This is a genomic window from Mycobacterium kubicae, from assembly GCF_015689175.1.
Taxonomy (GTDB): domain Bacteria; phylum Actinomycetota; class Actinomycetes; order Mycobacteriales; family Mycobacteriaceae; genus Mycobacterium; species Mycobacterium kubicae.
The window spans coordinates 2,213,300-2,232,478 of the sequence record NZ_CP065047.1 but is presented as its reverse complement, the minus strand read 5'-3'; the positions used below and the strand labels follow the sequence as shown (position 1 = coordinate 2,232,478).

Annotated in this window: 15 protein-coding genes and 2 pseudogenes; 3 read left to right on the top strand and 14 right to left on the bottom strand. The window is 66.7% G+C overall.

The window, feature by feature from the left end; translation table 11 throughout:
- The 3 genes from I2456_RS10715 to I2456_RS10705 form a co-directional block, all read right to left on the bottom strand.
- Positions 1–1,182: a type III polyketide synthase gene (locus tag I2456_RS10715; RefSeq protein ID WP_085072997.1), complete on the bottom strand. Its 1,182-nt coding sequence runs from the start codon at positions 1,180–1,182 to the stop codon at positions 1–3.
- A complete protein-coding gene (locus tag I2456_RS10710) occupies positions 1,179–2,645 on the bottom strand; it encodes a cytochrome b5 domain-containing protein (protein WP_139823027.1) in 1,467 nt (488 codons plus the stop codon). The genes I2456_RS10715 and I2456_RS10710 overlap by 4 nt, the downstream gene beginning before the upstream one ends.
- Before the next feature lie 197 nt (positions 2,646–2,842).
- Positions 2,843–3,724, bottom strand: coding sequence for an LppX_LprAFG lipoprotein (locus I2456_RS10705; protein WP_085073026.1), 882 nt, complete (start codon positions 3,722–3,724; stop codon positions 2,843–2,845).
- Between the two features lie 335 nt (positions 3,725–4,059).
- Between I2456_RS10705 and I2456_RS10700 the strand changes: the two genes are divergently transcribed.
- Both I2456_RS10700 and I2456_RS10695 read left to right on the top strand, forming a co-directional pair.
- On the top strand, positions 4,060–5,265 hold the full coding sequence (locus I2456_RS10700; RefSeq protein WP_085072998.1) for a serine hydrolase domain-containing protein: 1,206 nt from the start codon (positions 4,060–4,062) through the stop codon (positions 5,263–5,265).
- Positions 5,262–5,801: a GNAT family N-acetyltransferase gene (locus tag I2456_RS10695; RefSeq protein ID WP_085072999.1), complete on the top strand. Its 540-nt coding sequence runs from the start codon at positions 5,262–5,264 to the stop codon at positions 5,799–5,801. Before I2456_RS10700 ends, I2456_RS10695 begins: the two co-directional genes overlap by 4 nt.
- Positions 5,802–5,901: 100 nt before the next feature.
- Here I2456_RS10695 and I2456_RS10690 read toward each other — a convergent pair whose 3' ends face one another.
- From I2456_RS10690 to I2456_RS10640, 11 genes and pseudogenes are all read right to left on the bottom strand, one after another.
- Entirely contained in the window at positions 5,902–8,601 is a 2,700-nt protein-coding gene (locus tag I2456_RS10690) for a fumarate reductase/succinate dehydrogenase flavoprotein subunit (protein WP_174814186.1), read from the bottom strand.
- Positions 8,598–9,257: pseudogene (locus tag I2456_RS10685) on the bottom strand (ABC transporter ATP-binding protein); the annotation flags it as partial. The gene I2456_RS10690 and the pseudogene I2456_RS10685, both read right to left, overlap by 4 nt.
- An 89-nt stretch (positions 9,258–9,346) precedes the next feature.
- A complete protein-coding gene (locus tag I2456_RS10680) occupies positions 9,347–10,201 on the bottom strand; it encodes an ABC transporter permease (protein WP_068031623.1) in 855 nt (284 codons plus the stop codon).
- Positions 10,198–11,577, bottom strand: a complete 1,380-nt coding sequence (locus I2456_RS10675) for an ABC transporter substrate-binding protein (protein WP_371869933.1) — start codon at positions 11,575–11,577, stop codon at positions 10,198–10,200. The genes I2456_RS10680 and I2456_RS10675 overlap by 4 nt, the downstream gene beginning before the upstream one ends.
- 45 nt (positions 11,578–11,622) lie before the next feature.
- Positions 11,623–11,853, bottom strand: a complete 231-nt coding sequence (locus tag I2456_RS10670; protein WP_067413441.1) for a 4Fe-4S dicluster domain-containing protein — start codon at positions 11,851–11,853, stop codon at positions 11,623–11,625.
- A complete protein-coding gene (locus I2456_RS10665; RefSeq protein WP_085073002.1) occupies positions 11,850–12,587 on the bottom strand; it encodes a GntR family transcriptional regulator in 738 nt (245 codons plus the stop codon). The genes I2456_RS10670 and I2456_RS10665 overlap by 4 nt, the downstream gene beginning before the upstream one ends.
- 211 nt (positions 12,588–12,798) lie before the next feature.
- Positions 12,799–15,624 carry an aminotransferase class I/II-fold pyridoxal phosphate-dependent enzyme gene (locus tag I2456_RS10660; protein WP_085073003.1) on the bottom strand — a complete coding sequence of 942 codons (2,826 nt, stop codon included), beginning with the start codon at positions 15,622–15,624 and terminating at the stop codon, positions 12,799–12,801.
- Between the two features lie 130 nt (positions 15,625–15,754).
- The gene (locus tag I2456_RS10655) at positions 15,755–16,162 is read right to left on the bottom strand and encodes an antitermination protein NusB (RefSeq protein ID WP_068031614.1); all 408 of its coding nucleotides are present in this window, start codon (positions 16,160–16,162) and stop codon (positions 15,755–15,757) included.
- Positions 16,159–16,659, bottom strand: a complete 501-nt coding sequence (gene nusB / locus I2456_RS10650; protein ID WP_085073004.1) for a transcription antitermination factor NusB — start codon at positions 16,657–16,659, stop codon at positions 16,159–16,161. Before nusB ends, I2456_RS10655 begins: the two co-directional genes overlap by 4 nt.
- Positions 16,660–16,661: 2 nt before the next feature.
- On the bottom strand, positions 16,662–17,225 hold the full coding sequence (gene efp / locus I2456_RS10645; protein ID WP_068031609.1) for an elongation factor P: 564 nt from the start codon (positions 17,223–17,225) through the stop codon (positions 16,662–16,664).
- A gap of 14 nt (positions 17,226–17,239) precedes the next feature.
- A complete protein-coding gene (locus I2456_RS10640) occupies positions 17,240–18,349 on the bottom strand; it encodes a M24 family metallopeptidase (RefSeq protein ID WP_085073005.1) in 1,110 nt (369 codons plus the stop codon).
- A gap of 33 nt (positions 18,350–18,382) precedes the next feature.
- Here I2456_RS10640 and I2456_RS10635 point away from each other — a divergent pair.
- Positions 18,383–19,108 (top strand): annotated as a pseudogene (locus I2456_RS10635) (B-4DMT family transporter); the annotation flags it as partial.
- Between the last annotated feature and the right edge of the window lie 71 nt (positions 19,109–19,179).

Sequence of the window (19,179 nt, the reverse complement as noted above, 5' to 3'; positions counted from 1 at the left end):
TCACCCGCCCACGATGTCGAACAGCATGCCTTCGACGGTGACCCCGGGTGCGAACGCAAACGCCACCCCGGTGGAAAGCGGTCTGGCCGCAACGGCTTGAGCCACCATCGATTCCAGAACGAACAGCAGCGAGACGCTCAGCATGTTGCCGAACCGGGCCAGCACCTCCCAGCTGTGCGCCGCCCGCTCGGTCGCCAACCCCAGTGAACGCACCGATTGCTCGATGATCCGCGGTCCGCCGGGGTGCACGGCCCACAGGTCGATGTCGGACTTCTGTAACCCGTTGTCGTGCAACATCGCTGACACCACGGGATCGACGCCGTCGTAAATGTAGTCAGGCAGATCCGGCGACAACTCGCAGGTGATGCCGTTGTGGTTGACGCCGAGCACAATGCCGTCCTCGGCGTCATCGAGCAGATGTGAGAAGCTGCTGCGGATCACCACCTTGCCCGGCTCCAGCTTTTCCTGCACCTGACTGGCACCGATGACCAACGCGCCGCACCCGTCACCGAACAGGCTGTGGATGACCACGTCGTTGATGTCGTCGGCGAAAACCGCGTTGACCGAGCTCAATTCGAGGCACACCACCATCGCCTTCATCGCGGGGTGGGAACGTACGTAATTGCTGGCCACCCGAATGGCGTTCATCGCGGCCGCGCATCCCATGAAGTTGACCACCACCCGCGACACCGAACGGGATAGGCCGAGTTGCTTGACGATGGCCGCGTCCACACCCGGCGCGATGAAACCGGTGCTGGTGACGAATACCAGCAGGCCGATGTCGGTGACGCCGTAGGGTACCCCGGCCAGGGCGCGTCTGCTGACCTCGACCGCCAGCGGCACCGCGTGCTGGTAGAACAGGTTCATCCGGTCCCGGATGCTCCCGACACTTGCTCGCAAGGCGTCGAAGTCGGGGCCGGTTGGGTCCACCGCCATCTGCCGGGTGGCTATCTGTGTGTTCTGGTATATCCGCGTGATGCGTTGCCGCTGTTCGGGATTGGTGAAGTAAGTGGCGATACGGCCAGCGGCCTGCGCCTGATCGACAACTCGCGGCGGCGTACCGGTGGCGATGCTCTCGATGACCGCCACCGTGGTGGGCGGCGCGGGCGGCAACTGGGTCAGGTCGTAGTGCGGTCCTTCGTCGGCGGGGCGTACCGCGTGGCCGTCAGTAGGGGTGCTCATACCGACCCGATTCCGACGAATCCCGAAGCCACGTATTCGGCGCTGGCCTTCCACGCCGTCGGCGAGAAGTGCTCGCGCACCACGCCCCAGTTGAGGTCTCTGGCCTGTCGCGACGGCGACAACAGGTAGGTGCGGCACAGTTTGGGCAAGCGGTCGGTGAGAAAGCTTTTCGCGGGCAGCCACTCGACACCGGATTTCGCCGCCTCCTCGCGCAGCACGTCCTCGGTGACGATGTTGGCGAACCCGCTGCGCTGGAACGGCAGCACGTGATGGACGCGGTGTGAGCTCAGGCCGGCCGACAGGAAGCAGTCGAGGTAGCGATTCCCCACCACTTTGAGGTCGTTGGCGTGGACCACTTGGTCGACGCCCCAGTCTTCACCGGCCAATTCGGGTTCGTGTTCGTCTTCGAACTCGTGGCTGGCCACCACCAGAAAAGTGCTGACCCACAGGGTGGCGACGAATTGCAGCGCCCAGGCCCAGAAGTCGCCGGCGGCCAGGAAGATCACCAGCTCACCGACCAGAAGGAGCCGGACCGCCGATGACCCGAGGAAGTGCGGGAGCGCGTTGCGCCAACTACCATAGCCTTCTTCCACACCGACCTTGCGTGTCATGTTCCACACGTCGGCGACGCGAAAGGCCATGCCGCTGAGCAGGTGTCCGAACTTGTGCAGCGTGTGAACGGGGACCCGGTACAGCCGGGGCAGCCGCATCATCATCGTGAAGACGTTCTTCTTGATATCGACGTCGCTTTGCGTATACGGGTGATGCAGCAGAGTATGTCCGTCGGCGACCACCAACGAAAGCGCCACATAGTTGAGATCAAAGGCGTTGGCGAAGAATCGGTTCATGCCCCGTTGCGCGCGGTGCAAAGCGTAGTGGCCGTACCCGACCAGCGAACTGCGCAGCAGGACCATCCCAGTCACGAACGCCCACAACGGCATCCAGTGCGGTGTGACCAGTCGCACGCCCTGCACTGCGAAGTAGGCGATGGCCAGCAACACGACGACGACGTTGAACAGCGTGTCCATGCGCCGAATCCGCGTCGCGAGCGCCGGTTCCTCGAGACGCTGCTTGACCCGGTGCATCAGGTCGTTGTCGTTGTCGAAGCGGTACCGGGGGGTGTCGCGCCAGCTGTTGAAGTCCTCTTTGAACAAGAACGGCGGCGCGTTGTGTTTGGGGTGGATGTCTCGCGGAGTTGCGTCGCGGCCCAACGCATATCGGCTTTCCAGGAGGCGCTCGACCTTGGCCGGATCGCGGTGGTAGGCCGCAATGATGGCGGTGATGTCGCGGTTCTTGGTGCGGCCGATGAAGAAGGCGCCGCCGGGGTGCTTGGCGATCCAGTCGCTCAGGTCGTACGCCCGTCCGTTGTACACCCAGACATCCGACAGCGGCGGCCCACCCGGCGGAGGCGCGGGCCGCGGACCGGCGGCACGCTCCCGGACTTCGGGAAGGTCGTTGGTCATCGCAGTTCCTCCAGGTCTGATCAGGCGAAATCGGGCTCGGGCCGGGGCTTTCCGGCTATCTGACTCAGATAGTGGGGCCACGGCCTTGGTGAGGCCTTGGAGGTTTCTCAATACATTCCTGGCCCGACGCGGACCGGGCCCGGGAACCGGCCCGCGACGAACTCGGACCGGTTCGCTCTCCGGGTTTCACTCCCGCACTAGCCCGTCGGGTTGGGGATGGTGACGGGTGCTCCCCAGTTGGACAGGGTGATGTTGACGTTGCCCTGGCCCTTGTTGATCACCATCTGCACCAGGTTCGCCGCCGCGCCGGGCGCCGGCGTCGGCGATGCAGGCGTGGAGATGGCCGGGGGGCCGGCGTTGACGTCGACGATCCACAGTGTGATCGGCAGCGTGCCACCGCCCTTGCCAAGCTGCGGCACGATCGGGTCGACGATCGAGGCGTCGATGGTGCCCGCCACCTTGACCGTCGCGATGCCGTTGACCGTCTCGTGACCCTGAATGTTGGGGTTCTGTACCTGCCCGATCACGGCGCCGAGACCGCGGTCCTTGTCCAGGATGATGCCCGGGTCGTAGATCCGTTCAGCGGGACCCACCGAGTTATAGGCGCCGTCCTTCTTGGTGTACATCGTCTTGTTGGAGACCAGGAAGTCGGTGTCGACTGCCGGGGTGTTGGGCTGCATCCGAACCTTGGCTCGTCCGACGGCCTGGCCATTGCCCTGCGGCTGATTGGTCACGTCCGCGTCGACGTTCTCGAACGGCAGATCCGGGAGGCCGATGACGTTGACCGTCACGTGGACCGAATGCAGGCCTTTGGTTGCCTTGGAGCTGTCCTGCAGGATCTGCTGGGCCTGCGGCGCGGCCGCTCCGGAGGTCCCGGATGCTCCCGAAGTCCCCGAGGTCGCCGACGACCCGGACGGTTGCGAGGTCTGCGATGACCCCGTGCTCGATTTCTGCCCGCACCCGGAAATGAGAGTTGCTAGGAGCGCCATGGCAAACAGCACGGCCATTGCCCCGAGCTTCGGAGTTTTATGTGAGTGACGTCGGTGGAAGGTTTGAACTGGGTAGATCAAGCCAATCATGGCCAGCCTTTGCTGAGTTGTCCAACCGGTGGTGATCAGTAGCGGGTCGCTCCGCTCGTCATTGGGCATGGACGGAGCCGGGAGTGCGGCCCGTCCATGGTTGCGGATCTTGGTGACTGCACACCCGCACCCTGGTTCACCAACAACGGCATCACCGTCCTCAGCGTGCCGTCGCGCTCGCAGCGTGTTCCCCAGATCGCATTTGCCGGAGAGCGCGACAGTAACATGCGTCGGGTACGCGGGAAACCGTTTCGAGCAACCAACGACCGGCACAGCGTTGCCAGCCGGTTCCTCCGGGATGCTTCGCCGGGCCGGGGGCGGCTACCCTGAGCCGCGTGAATCTCGACGGCAATCAGACCACCATCCGGGAGATTTGTGACGCCGGTTTGCTGTCGGGCGCGGTGACGGTGGTTTGGCAGCGCGGCGATGTGTTGCAGGTCAACGAAATCGGATACCGCGACGTCGACGCCGGCTTGCCGATGCAACGGGACACATTGTTCCGGATCGCGTCGATGACCAAGCCGGTGACCGTCGCAGCGGCCATGAGCCTGGTCGACGAGGGCAAGCTGACGTTGCGCGATCCAATCGCGCGGTGGGCGCCCGAATTGGCCAAGCCCCGGGTGCTCGACGATCCGGCCGGCCCGCTGGACCGCACGCATCCGGTACGTCGGCCCATCCTGATCGAGGATCTGCTCACCCACACCAGCGGACTGGCGTACAGCTTCTCGGTCTCTGGACCGATCTCCCGGGCCTACATGCAACTCCCCTTCAACCAGGGTTCTGATGCGTGGCTGGCCGAATTGGGCGCGTTGCCGCTGGTACACCAGCCCGGCGAGCGGGTGACCTACAGCCACTCCATCGACGTGCTGGGCGTCCTCTTGTCCCGCATCGAGGACAAGCCGTTCCATGAGGTGCTCGACGAGCGGGTGCTGGGTCCGGCGGGGATGCCGGACACCGGGTTCTTCGTCTCGAGTGAAGCCCGGGGCCGCGCCGCCACGATGTACCGACTCGACGAAAACGACACGTTGCGCCACGACGTGATGGGTCCGCCCCACGTCAAGCCGCCGTCGTTCTGCAACGCCGGGGGCGGGCTGTGGTCGACCGCCGACGACTACCTGCGGTTCGTGCGAATACTGCTGGGCGACGGATCAATTGACGGGGTTCGGGTGTTGTCGCCCGAGTCGGTACGGCTGATGCGCACCGACCGGCTGACCGAGGAGCAGAAACGGCACAACTTCCTGGGCGCACCGTTCTGGGTGGGGCGTGGGTTCGGGCTGAACCTGTCGGTGGTGACCGATCCGGCCAAGTCCAGGCCGTTGTTCGGTCCGGGCGGACTCGGAACGTTCAGCTGGCCGGGCGCCTACGGCACCTGGTGGCAGGCAGATCCCACCGCGGATCTGGTTCTGCTCTACCTGATCCAGTTCTGTCCTGACCTGTCGGTGGATGCGGCCGCGGCCGTCGCGGGGAATCCGGCCCTGGCGAAACTTCGCTCCGCACAACCGAAGTTCGTCCGCCACACCTATCGCGCACTCGGGCTGTGACCGACTTCCCGCCCGATCACATCACCGGCCCACGGCTGCTGCTGCGGCCGCCGGCGCTCGAGGACGCCGACGCCATCTACGACAGAATCGCCAGCGATCCAGAGGTCACCCGGTTTCTGCTGTGGAGTCCGCACCCCGACGTCGCCGAGACCCGCCGGGTCATCATCAACCAGTTGCTCAAGAACAATCACGAACGCAGTTGGGTGATCACCCTGCGCAACAGCGGCGATGTCGTCGGGTTGATCAGTTGCCGCCGGCAGGTGCCGCACTCGGTGGAAGTGGGGTACTGCCTCAGCCGGCAGTGGTGGGACAAGGGTGTGATGTCCGAAGCGCTCAACGCGCTGGTGGCCGAGCTGGCCAACGATCCTCGGGTGTTCCGCATCTGGGCCACCTGCCACGTCGACAATGCGCGGTCCGCGCGACTACTGCAGCGAGCGGGATTCGCCTTGGAAGGCCGGTTGGTCCGGCACGCCGTCTACCCCACCATGGGCGTCGAACCACACGACAGCCTGCTCTACGCCCGGATTCTGCGCTGAGCGCCACACCTGGGCGCTCACTGTTGCACCTGGGCGGGAAATCGCGCGAATCGTCGCCCTGGCGGCACACTGGGCGCCGCGGGTGCACACTCGAAACCGGCTAGACGGTCACCTGCTCCAATGCCCGACGCGCATAGGCGCGCACGTCAGCGTCGTTGTCCTTCAGCGCAATTCGCAACGCCTCGCGCGCCGCGGGGTGATCGGCCCAGCGGGTCAGGCTGAGCACCGCGGCTTTGCGGACATCGAGATGGGCGTCGCAGACCGCTTCGCTCAGTCGCGGTATCGCATCGTCGGCCGGCGCTCCCGCCAGGGCGCGAGCCGCGCCTTCGCGCACCTGCCACGCCGGCGCCCGCAACGCCTGTGCGACAACGCGCAAATTCGTTGCGTCACAACCGATCCGTCCCAACGCCGCCAACGCCGCCGCGCGCACCAGCGGATCCGGGTCGTCGATCAGCGCGCTGACCGCATCGGCGCCACCACCCAGCGTGGCCAGGCCACTGGCCGCGGCGATGCGTACCTCGCGGTTCTCGTCACCAGTGGCGGCTTGGACACCACCCACATCGTCGACGGAAACCAGTGCACGCACGGCTTCGATGCGCACCCGGTGGTCGGCGTCGGTCAGCGCGCGACGGTATTGCTCGGCGTCACCGACGCGCCGCGCGGCCAGCACATAGATCGCGGCCGCACGCACCACCGTGTCCGGGGACTCCGCGTAGGCCCGGACGTCGGTGGCCTCGGGCAGCACTTCGACCAGTTCGCGGATGCCCTCGGCGGCGCCGCGGCGCACCGAGGCGTCGGCGTCGTCGAGTGCGGCGATCAGCGCCTGCGCATAGCCGTCGGGCATGTGCTCGGTCAGCGTCGCCACCGCGGTCCGCCGTACTCCCGGGTCCGCATCGCTCAGGTAGGGGGCCAGCTCGGCCAGTCCGGGTTCTTCGAGGGCCAGCACCTCGGCGATCCGCGGCGACGGCGGGTTCACGGTCACCGCAGGGGCGATGCGGGATCCGGTGGCGGCCGGGGCCTGACCGCCGATCAGCGCCGGCTGCTCCACCTCGCGTACCGATTGATCGGACGGCGGCAACCCGTCCAATTCCGGAACCGAGACGAAATACGGCGCCACGGGCCGCTTCAGGAAAAGCATCTGGCCGTCGGGCCCCTGGTGCAGGTTGAGGTGATAACCCCACTGGCTGTCGTCGCGACCCGGCAGGTCGGCGCGGTCGTGGTAGAGACCCCACCGCGATTCGGTACGGGTGAGCGAGGACCGGGCGGCCATCTCGGCGCAGTCCCGGATGAACGACACCTCCACCGCACGCATCAGCTCATGCGGTGTCCGAGCGCCCATCTCGGCGATCTCCGCACGCATCCGCTCGAAGGTGCGTACCGCGATGGACAGCTTCGCGGCGCTCTTCGGCGGCGCGACATAGTCGTTGACGAAACGACGCAGCTTGTATTCGACCTGCGGCTGGGGCGGCCCGTCGGGATGGCGCAGCGGCCGGTAGATCAGTTCGTGCGCCGCGCGCAGCTGGTCATCCGGAAGGTGCTGCGGCGCTTCAATTTCCGCGGACGTGCCGGCGGCGTGGGCGCCGGCCAGGTCACCGAAGACGAACGCCCCGATCATGTAGTTGTGTGGCACACATGCCAGGTCGCCCGCGGCGTACAGGCCCGGCACCGTGGTGCGGGCATGCTCGTCGACCCATACCCCGGACGCGGAATGCCCACTGCACAAGCCGATTTCGGAGATGTGCATCTCGATGTCGTGGGTGCGGTAGTCGTGGCCGCGGTTGGCGTGGAAGGTGCCGCGGGTGGGCCGTTCGGTGGTGTGCAGGATGTTCTCCAGCGCGGTCAGCGTCTCATCCGGCAGGTGTGACACCTTGAGATAGATGGGACCGCGAGCCGAGTCGATCTCGGTCTTGACTTCTGCCATCATCTGCCCCGACCAGTAATCGGAGTCGACGAACCGCTCGCCCTGCGCGTTGACCTGATACCCGCCGAACGGGTTCGCCACGTACGCGCAGGCCGGGCCGTTGTAATCCTTGATCAGCGGGTTGACTTGGAAGCACTCGATGCCGGACAACTCCGCGCCGGCGTGGTAGGCCATCGAATACCCGTCACCGGCGTTGGTCGGGTTCTCGTAGGTGCCGTACAGATACCCCGAGGCCGGCAGACCCAGGCGCCCGCACGCGCCGGTCGCCAGGATCACCGCCTTGGCGCCGATGGCGACGAATTCGCCGGTGCGCGTGTGCAATGCGGCGGCACCGACGGCTCGGCGTTCCCCAGAAGAGTCGTCGGTGAGCACCCGCACCGGCATCAACCGGTTTTCGATCCGGATCTTCTCCCGCATGTTCTTCTGCCGCAGCACCCGGTACAGCGCCTTCTTGACGTCTTTGCCCTCGGGCATGGGCAGCACATACGAGCCGGATCGGTGAACGCGGCGCACCGCGTACTCGCCGTGCTCGTCCTTTTCGAACTTCACCCCGTAGCGCTCCAGCCGCTGGACCATGGCGAAGCCGCGGGTGGCGGTCTGATAGATGGTGCGCTGGTTGACGATTCCGTCGTTGGCGCGGGTGATCTCGGCAACGTAGTCCTCAGGTTCGGCCTTGCCCGGGATGACGGCGTTGTTCACCCCGTCCATGCCCATCGCCAGCGCACCGGAGTGGCGCACATGCGCTTTCTCCAACAGCAGCACCTGCGCGCCGTGCTCGGCGGCGGTCAGCGCCGCCATGGTGCCCGCGGTGCCGCCGCCGATGACCAGCACGTCACAGTCCAGCCGCAGCGGTGCGGCGGGGTCGGGAATTTGCATCATGCTGCTGCCTCCGAACTGTTCAGTGCGGCAATGACTTCGGCGCGCAGCGCGGCGCGGGACAGGTCAGTGCGCGGGTCCGGCACGTCGAGCAACGCGCGCAGCGGCTCACCGGCGCGGCCCAGCACCGCGATCCGGTCCCCGAGGATCAACGCCTCGTCGACGTCGTGCGTGACGAACACGATCGTGGTCGGGTGCGCGCGCCAGGTCTGAATCAGCAGCCGCTGCATGGCCGCGCGGGTTTGGGTGTCCAGCGCGCCGAACGGCTCGTCCATCATCACCGCGCGCGGCGCCCCGGCCAAACCGCGGGCCAGCTGGACGCGCTGGCGCATTCCGCCGGACAGGCTCTTGGGCAGATAGTGGCCGAAACCGGTCAACCCGACCTCACCGATCCAGCGCTCGGCCTGGGCGCGGCGGGACCCGCGCGGCTCGCCACGCAAGCGCAGTGCCAGCTCGATGTTGGACCGTACGGTGCGCCACGGCAGCAGCGCGTTGTCCTGGAAGACCATGCCGCGGTCGCCGGAGGTGGTGGTCACTTCGGCGCCGTCGGCCAGCACCCGTCCGGCCTGCGGCGCCATCAGGCCGGCCAGCGCGCGCAGCACCGTCGACTTGCCGCAGCCCGAGGGCCCGGTGAGCACCAGAATCTCCCCCGGACGCACCACCAGGCTCAGCCCGTCGATCACCGGGGCGCCGGTGTAGGACAACCGCACCCGGTCCAGTTCCAGGCTCATCCCGACGTTCTGTGCGCTCATCGCGCGTTCTCCTCACCACGCGGCAGCCACCGGGTCGCCCGGCGGCCCACCAGCTCCACAGCCGCCGACGTGGCGAAGCCGAGCACGCCGATGGTGATGATCCCGACGAACACCTGCGGGTAGGCCAGCACGGTGTAGTTCTGCCAGGTGCGGTACCCGACCCCGAGCCGCCCGGAGATCATCTCCGCCGAAATCACGCAGATCCAGGCGACGCCCATGCCGACCGACAACCCGCCGAACACCCCGGGCAGGATGCCGGGCAGCACGACCTGGCTCAGCACGTCCCGCCGCCGGCCGCCCAGGGTGCGCACCGAGTCCTCCCACAACGTGGGTAGCGCCCGCACCGCGTGCCGGGTGCTGACCATGATCGGGAAGTAGGCCGCCAGGAAGGTGATGAAGACGATGCCTTCCTCGTCGGTCGGAAACAGCAGGATCGCCACCGGCACCACCGCGATCGCCGGAATCGGCCGGGCCAGCTCGGTCAGCGGGCCGAACACGTCGGCGAACAGCCGCGAGCGGCCCAGCAACACGCCCGTTGCGACGCCGACGACAGCGGCCAGGCCGAAACCGGTGAGGATGCGCAGCAGTGACTGCGCTAGATCCAGCCAGTACTCGAAGGCACCCAGCCGCCGGGTCAGCGCGGTCGCGATCTCGGTGACGGTCGGCAGCGTGTCGAAGCGCAGCCAGAACCGGACCTTGCCGGCGGTGAGCAGCTGCCACAGCCCAATCGCGGCGATCACCGCCACCAACCGCAGCAGCCGCGAGCGCCATGGGGAGGCGGATCGTCGGGTCGTGACAAAGGCAGGTGCGGGCACCGCCCCGACCACCCGTTCGGTCAGCTCGGCAGTCATAGTGAACCTCCCAGTGCCTGTTGGTAACTCACGGCGACGCTGCCGGGGTGGGTGGTGGTGTATCGGCGCGCTCCGGCCACGGTGCCGAACGGGCGGTAGTCCTTGCCGTCTTGCACCCAGACCGCCTTGTCGGCGAACCATCGGGTGCCCAGTTCGGCGTCAGGAACATAGGCCGCCCGGACCTTAGACCCGCGTCCCGTCGCTGCCCTGATCGCCTGCAGCAGGTCGGTCGGGTTGGCGACGGTCTGGGTGGAATCGGCTCCGTCCAGCCACAATTCGCTGGCCAAAGCCGGATCGCCGCGCAGCAGTGACGGGTTGGTGGTTTGCGCCCTGGTCGCGTCGTAGTTCAGCCCGCGAGCGCCGAACACCGCCCGCAGCGGTTGGTCCTCGACGAACTTGGGCACGTCGAGGTCGGCGAAGTCACCGATCGACTTCAAGTACGGCACATCGCCTTTCAGCGCGTCGACCAGCGCGGGCTTGAGCGTGGTGTCGAACGACGTGCCACCGGGGCCGTTGTAGAGGTAGACGACTTCGGGCGGCAGGCCGCTGGCCTGCGCGACGATGCGGGCCGCCTCCAGCGGCTTGGTGTTCAGGAAGTCGGTGGCATCCAATTGCGCCTGCAAGAAGGCGGCGAGCACCTCCGGGTGCGCCCCGGCGTAGGAACGTCGCACCACCACGCCGTGCAGGGTGGGCACGTTGAGTTCGGCGCCGTCGTAGAGCAGTTTGGCCTTGTCCTGGTAAACCAACAGCCCCGGCCACGCGACGAATTGCGAAAGTGCCTGTACCTGGCCGGATTCCAAAGCCGACGCACCCACTTGGGGCTGCTGGTTGAGCACGTCGACGCCGTGGACGCCGGCTCTGTCGAGCGCGCGCACCAACGTGCCGTGCCCGGCGGAGCCCACGCTGGCCGAGACCTTCTTGCCGGCCAGGTCGGTCAGCGCGGTGGCCGACGAATCGGGCGTCACCACAACCATATTCAGCGCACCCTTGGGGTTGTAGCCGGTGACCGACACCATCTCGGTGCGCGCCAACGGGTTCGCCTGGGTCTTCGAGCCGTTGATCAGCATGGGGTAGTCCCCCATCGAGCCGATGTCGATCTTCTCGGCGAGCATCTGCGCGGTGATGGGAGCACCGGTGTCGTAGTCCTGCCACCGGACGGCGTATTTGGTGCCGGTGCGGGTGGTGATGTCGGCCAACCGGTGCTCGAGGTAGCCCTGCGCGCGCAGCAGCGTGCCGGCGGTGACGGTGTTGATGGTCTTGGATTGGTAGCCGACGACCACGTTGACCACACCCGCGGACTCCGACAGCGACTCGAGTGAGCACCCGGAGGTGAGTGTGGTGACGGGGCTGGTCATGGCGACCACGACCGACATCATCGCGACGACGTGTCGTTTCATGAGAGTTCCTGGGCTGTGACGAAACTAGCGAAGCAGATACGGCATGTTGACCGTGACCGCGCCGGTCGGACAGCGGGCCGCACATGGACCGCAGTACCAGCATTCGTCGACGTGCATGTAGGCCTTACCGGTGTCGGGATTGATGGCCAGCGCGTCCAGCGGACATACCTCGACGCACAAAGTGCAGCCGTCGATACACAGCGATTCGTCGATGGTGACCGGCACGTCGGCGCGCATGTTGTTGACCAGCGTCATGGCCTGCTCCTTAATAGGTTGCCCCGCATGGTGATTCGATCACCGCGCATCCGGATGTATTCCAGGTCGACGGGTCTGCCGTCGTCGAGGCTGGTGAGCCGCTCCAGCATGAGGAGCGGCACGCCGTCGGGAACCTGCAGCGTTGCAGCCGAATGCGCGTCGGCGGGGATGGCTTCCAGCGCCAGCGACGCGGCGCCGAGGCGTTGTCCGCTGACCTCTTCGATGAGCGCGAACAAGTCGTTGTTCTCCAGCGAATGATCCAGGATCTGCGCCCCGATGTCGGGCGCCAGGTAGGTGAGGTCGAGGCTGAGCGGCAGATCCCCGAGATAGCGCAGCCGCTCGATGAACACCGCCTGTTCGCCGGGCTTCAGTTGCAGCCGGTGTGCCACCGCCGGCGGCGCGGCCAGTAGCATGGCGGCTCGCACCTCGTTGCGGACCTCACCGTGATTTTTGAAGGTTTCCTTCAGCCCCAGCAGCGCTTCGAGCCCATGGTCGTACTTGCGTTGTGCGACGTGGGTGCCCACCTTGGGTCCGCGGTCGATCAGGCCTTCGTTCTTGAGGATGGCCAACGCTTGGCGAATGGTGTTGCGCGAGACGAAGAATTCGGCGGCCAGTTCGTTTTCGCCGGGTAGACCGTCGGGATACGCGCCGGCGTGGATCTGCTGGCGCAGCACGTCGGCGGCCCGACGCGCCCGGTCGGCCCGGGCTCCCTGGATCGGCACTGCTTCTGCCACGCCGTCACGCTAACCCAGCTCTGAGGCCTCTTTGCGCTGCTCAGTGGCCTGCCGCCGCCCAGCTTCAGCGTATTGCGCCGGTCCGGGCTCCGCGGCGACCAGCCAAAACCGGACGCCGGTCGGCTATTGCGCCACCGCGACCGCCGAACAGCCCTTCTGATCCCGCTGAGCGAAACCTCACCCGCCGAGGCTGACGTATCGCGAACGAAGCTCAGTTCACTTGCACGGTGTGCTCGTTGGCGACCAGCGTCGCTTCCGAGCCGGTGGCCGGCTCGGAGCCGTTGCCGTTCGCGCTGGCGACGGCGACCGCGCTGCGGGTGGCCTCCATGCGGGTCAACGCTTCCTGGGTGAACACCGACAACCCCAGTTCGGGGTTGTAGCCATGGATCTCTTTGACGTCGAGCTGGGCCAGGAAGTAGATGATCTCTTTGCTGATCACCTGACCCGGCACCAGGACGGGGAACCCGGGCGGGTACGGCACCACAAAGGTGGTCGACACCAACGTCTTTCCCTCGGCGAGCCGGCGTCCCGCCGTGCCGATCAACACATATTCCCGGTCGGACTCCTCGTAGCCGGCGTAGAACGCCGAGCGGGTGTCGCCGTAGGAGGTCGCCCCCTCCGGCCGGAAGGCCACGTCGAATTCGCTGAAGTCAGGCAGGTGCGGCAGATCCTCGGTGATCTCCTCGACGCGACGTTCGTGCAGCGACCAGTCGGCGGTGCTGGCCATCTTCTTGGCCCGGTCGAAGTCGGTGGCCACCCGGCGCAGCACGTCGAGCAGATGGTGCACGCTGGACCACGTGACGCCGATGGTGAAGATCAGCAACACACTGTTGATCGACGTCTTGTTGATCTGGATGCCGAATCGGTCCATCAGGATCTTTTCGCGGAAGTCGTAGCCCGTCATCCCGGTCTTGCCGAGGAACAGCGTGACCCGCGTCGGGTCCAGCACGAATTGATCGGAGCGCCACGCCTCGTTCCACTCGTCGAGGGCACCCTGCCTGACCTCGCGGTAGGAGCTGACGCAAGACGCCCGGTACTCCTCGGGCACGAGATCGGATTCGTCGAGGATGCGGAACCATTTGCTGATCAGCCGGTCTTTTCGAACGCGGTGCCGGAACACCAGCGCCATGTCGTAGACCTGCCGGACCAGCTGGAAACCCTCCATGTCGACCTGCCGCCTTGCCAGATCCAGGGAGGCCAACAACTGCTGGTTGGGCGAGGTCGACGTGTGGGTCAGAAACGCTTCGCCGAAGGCGTCCCGGGCGCGGGCGTTGAAATCCTGGTCCCGGATGTGAATCATCGACGCCTGCCGGAAGGCGGACAGCGACTTGTGCGTGGAATGGGTCGCGTACACGCGCACCCGCGCGCGGTCGGGATCGGGCAACAACCGCCGGTCGGCCCACTCCGCGCGGGGCACCCCTTCCATCGAGGCCACCCACTTGCGGTATTCGGCACGGTACTCCGGCGAGGTCAGCTTCTGCTCGAGGTGCTCGGCGGCCACCATCGCGGTGCGTTGGCGGGCCCACGGCACGGCGGTGGCGAACGCGTACCACGCCTCATCCCATAGGAAGCAGATGTCGGGCTTGATCGCCAGCACTTCCTCCATCACCCGGCGGGGGTTGTAGACCACCCCGTCGAAGATGCAGTTGGTCAACAGCAGCATGCGCACCTTGTGCAGCTGTCCGGCCGCCTCGAGGTCGAGCAGCGCTTTCTTGATGGTGCCCAGGGGTACCGCCCCATAGATCGCGAACTGCGGCAGCGGATAGGCGTCCAGGTACAGCGGGTACGCACCGGCCAGTACCAGGCCGTAGTGGTGCGACTTATGGCAGTTGCGGTCGATGAGGACGATGTCGCCGGGGCGGGTCAGCGACTGCACGACGATCTTGTTGGCGGTGGAGGTTCCGTTGGTGACGAAGTAGGTGTGGTCGGCGTTCCAGGTGACCGCGGCCTTGTCCATCGCCTTCTTGATGTTGCCGTGCGGGTCCAGCAGCGAGTCCAAACCGCCCGACGTGGTGGACGTTTCGGCCATGAAGATATTGCGGCCGTAGAACTCGCCCATGTCCTGTAACGACTTCGAGTTGAAGATGCTGGCGCCGCGGGCGACGGGCAGGGCGTGGAATTGACCGACCGGTGCGGCGGCGTAGACGCGCAGCGCGTCGAAGAACGGGGTGGCGAAACGGTTGCGCAGGCCCGCGACGACTGTGCTGTGCAGATCGGTGACGTCGTTGAGCCGGTAGAAGGTCCGGTCATAGATGTCTGGATCGTCGTCGGCGCCCGCCGCGATTGACTCGTCGGTGAGCAGGTACAGATCGATGTGGGGCCGCAACTCGCGGATCCACTCGCCGCATTCCACCCAGTCGTGGGTGTGCTCGGAGACTCCGACGTCCTCGTTGGCGCCCAGCAGCGTCGTCATCAACGGCACCCGGTCCCGGGACCGCAGCGGTAGGTCATGCCGGATGATGGCCGCCTGGATCTCGCCGTTGAGCGCCACCGCGGTGATGGCGTCCTCGACGCTGGGCGCCACCAAGATCTCAAATTGAATGTCGTCGGCCGGATTGCGCAGCGCGCGCAGGCATTCGACCAGGCTCTCCGGCGCGGTAGGCGGCGAATCGTCGGCGAGCAACACGGTGTAGAACTGCTGCTGCTTGGCCCGGGCCACCAGCTCCTGCTCGGCCAGTGGCGCCGAGATGTCGAAAAGCGCTGTGCGGTCACCGTATTCGGACAACAGGCGCACGGCCAACGCGACCTCTTCGGCGAGGCGCACCGTGGACAAGCTCTCCAGGTGAGCGCGGAAGGTCGCCAGATTCGCCGCACCGGGATACAGCCAGTACCGCTCGTAGGCGTCCAGCCGGTCCATCAGCCGTTTCACCTTGGCCAGGTCGTGGGTTTTGTCCAGCCCGGCCAGGTCGACTTCGGCGAGATGGGCGCAGGCGTCGTCGAGCATGTTCCAGGTGTCGACCCGCGTGTACGACGGGTTGGCCACCGCCGCCAGCGCCGAAACCCGGAGGCGGCGGGGTCGGGAGCTGTATTCGTTCATGTCGTCACCTGTTCTCGGGTAGCGGCCCCGGCGCCCGCTGTGAGTGCTCTCATCATTAGCAGCTTCCCATCGGTAAACCGCTATTGTGTCGCGTTCGCGAGTGCCGGCGCGATCATTTGGCTCAGGTCGATCAGCCGTTCAGCTCGTCGTCACCCGCGGTGGCGCGCTTGCTCGTCCAGCCGCCCAGCGGGTTCTCCACCCACCGCAGCACCGGCAGTTGCGGGAATTCCCAACGGCGCGACGGCAATTCGGTGACATCGCTGATCGATCGCACTACGGCCTGAGTCAGACCCATGATGGCGGCCATCACCGGAAGCAACGGCTGTAGCGGCTTGGCCGCGGTGCGTACCGTGCTGATGCGGCGGGCCACGACCAGGCGCTCGATCGAGTGATACAGCCAGGCGCCCGCCCCGAGCGCATAGATCGCCAGCACCGACGAGGCGATGGACCAGTCATAGGCCGCGCACACCACGGCGCCGATCACCACGGCCGCGGCCAGCCACGCCGCGATCACGACGCGCAGCTCCAGGCGCGTCATGACGCTGGGCCCCGCATGGCTTGGGCGGCCGCCCGGATCTGCGGCGTGACGAGCATGACCTGGCCCAGCACCCCGTTGACGAAACCGGGTGAGTCGTCGGTGGACAGCGCCTTGGCCAGTTCGACGGCCTCGTCGACGGCGACCGGTTCGGGTACGTCCTCGGCGTGCAGCAACTCCCACACCGCCACGCGCAGGATCGCGCGGTCCACCGCGGGCAACCGGTCCAGCGTCCAGCCCTGCAGATGCGAGGTGATCAGGTCGTCGATGTGGGCGGCGTGCTCGCTGACTCCCCGCGCGACGGTGGCCGTGTACGGATGCAGCGCCGCCACCTCCGGCTTGGCCTGCGCCAGCGCGGTGCGCGATTCGACCAGTTCGACCGGGCTCATGCCGCGGGCCTCGGCCTCGAACAACAGGTCGACGGCGCCCTTGCGGGCCTGATGGCGCCCGCGGACCGGTCGGGCCGGCTTCTCGCCAGACTTCTTTCGTCCGTCCGGCATCGTCAGGCGTTGACCCGGCCCAGGTAGCTGCCGTCGCGGGAATCGACCTTGAGCTTGTCACCGGTGTTGATGAACAGCGGCACGTTGATCTGCGCGCCGGTCTCCAAGGTGGCCGGCTTGGTGCCCGCGCTGGACCGGTCGCCCTGCAGACCGGGCTCGGTGTGGGTCACTTCCAGCTCCACGGTCACCGGCAATTCGAGGTACAGCGGCGCACCGTTGTGGAAGGCAATCTGGACCGGTAAGCCTTCCAGCAGAAACCGCGCGTGGTCCCCGACCAGGGATTCCGGCAGCGGATGCTGCTCATAGTCCTCGCTGTCCATGAACACGAAGTCGGACCCGTCGCGGTACAGGTAGGTGGCGTCGCGCCGGTCGACGGTGGCGGTGTCCACCTTCACTCCGGCGTTGTAGGTCTTGTCGACGACCTTGCCCGAAAGCACGTTCTTGAGCTTGGTGCGCACGAAAGCCGGGCCCTTGCCCGGTTTGACGTGCTGGAACTCGGTGATCTGCCACAGCTGGCCGTCAATGACCAGGACAAGTCCGTTCTTGAAGTCAGCAGTGCTCGCCACGATCGGTGAATCTCCTACAAAATGGCCAGTTCCTTGGGGAACCGGGTCAACAATTCCGGGGTCTGCCCGGCGGTTTGTGAAGCGCTGTCGGGCACGACCAAGGTGTCCTCGATGCGGACACCGCCGCGGCCGGGTAGATAGACGCCGGGCTCCACAGTTACCACGGAGCCCGCAAGAAGTGTACCGGCGGAGGTCGCCCCGATGCCCGGCGCTTCATGGATCTCCAAACCGACCCCATGACCGAGCCCGTGGCCGAAGTGGTCACCGTAGCCGGCGTCGGCGATCAGCCGGCGCGCCGCGGCGTCGACCTCGCGTAACTCGATTCCGGCCCGCAACGCCTCGCGGCCGGCTCGTTGGGCCTCGGACACCAACTGGTAGATCTCGAGCTGCCAATCGGCGGCCGAGCCCAGCACAAAGGTGCGCGTCATGTCGGAGTGGTAGCCGGCAGCCAGGGCGCCGAAATCGATCTTGACGAAGTCGCCGGCCGCCAGCACCGCGTCGGTGGGCCGGTGATGCGGGATCGCCGAATTCGGGCCGGCGGCCACGATCGTCTCGAACGACACCGCCTCGGCGCCGTGATCGAGCATCAAGGCCTCCAGCTCGCGGGCGACGTCGCGTTCGGTGCGGCCCGGCCGCAGCCCGCCGCGTTCGACCAGGTCGCTCAGGGCGGCGTCGGCGGCCTCGCAGGCCAGCCGCAGCAACGCCAGCTCGCCGGCGTCCTTGATCTCACGAAGCCCTTCGACGATGCCCGAAGCCCGCACCAACTCGGTGTTCTGCTCACTGACCGCCCCGGTCAACGCGTCCAGCCCGTCGACGGTGACCACGTGGGATTCGAAGCCGAGCGTGCGCACGCCGTCGGTGGCGGCGCGGCCGGCCAGGTACCGGGCGACGGCCCGTTCGATGACCACTTCGAGGTCGGGTGCCTGGTGCGCGGCTTGGGTGCGGTAGCGCCCGTCGGTGGAGAGCACCGCCTCGCGCTCGTCGGCAAACACCAGCAACGCGCCGTTGGAGCCACTGAAACCGGATAGATATCGCACATTTATCAGGTTCGTGACCAGCATCGCATCTAGTCCGGAGGCAACGATTTGGGCTTTGAGGTTGGCACGACGCTGGGAATGTGTCACACCCCTTGACGCTACTCGCTACGCTGATGCCCCATGAGCAACTGGATGGTGCGGGGATTGGCGTTCGCCGCCGCGATGGTCGTTCTTCGCCTGTTTCAGGGCGCGCTGATCAACGCATGGCAAACGCAGTCGGGCTTGATCAGCATTGTCCTGCTGCTGCTGTTTGTGATCGGCGCGGTGGTGTGGGGGCTGCGTGACGGCCGCGCCGACGCGCAAGCCAACCCTGACCCGGATCGGCGCGCGGACCTGGCCATGACCTGGCTGCTGGCCGGCCTGGCGGCGGGTGTGATCAGCGGCCTGGTGTGCTGGATCATCGCCCTCTTCTACAAGGGCATCTACACCGGCGGGTTGTTCAACGAGGTGACGACGTTCGCCGCGTTCACCGCGCTGCTGGTCTTCATCTTCGGCATCATCGGCGTGGCCATCGGCCGGTGGCGGGTGGACCGAAAGGCTCCCGAGCCGGACAAACGCGACCACGACCACAGCCACAAGAGCGAGGACCGAGCCGATACCGACGTGTTCACGGCCGTGCGCGGTGACGACAGTCCGACCGGGGAGATTCCGGTGGGCGACGGCGGCAAAACCGAGGAGCGGACCTCGTCGGTGGCCACCGCGGAACGCGGCAGGGAAGAACGCACCGCCGAACGCGAGGCGCCTACCGAAACCATTCCCACCCGCGACCACGAGGCGCGCACCGAGACGATCAACACCGGCGACCGCGACGCCCGCACCGAGACCATCAACACCGGCGACCGCGACACGCGCACCGACGCGATCTCGACTCACCACAAGGACGACGCGCCGACCGAGGTGATCCGCACCGACGATCA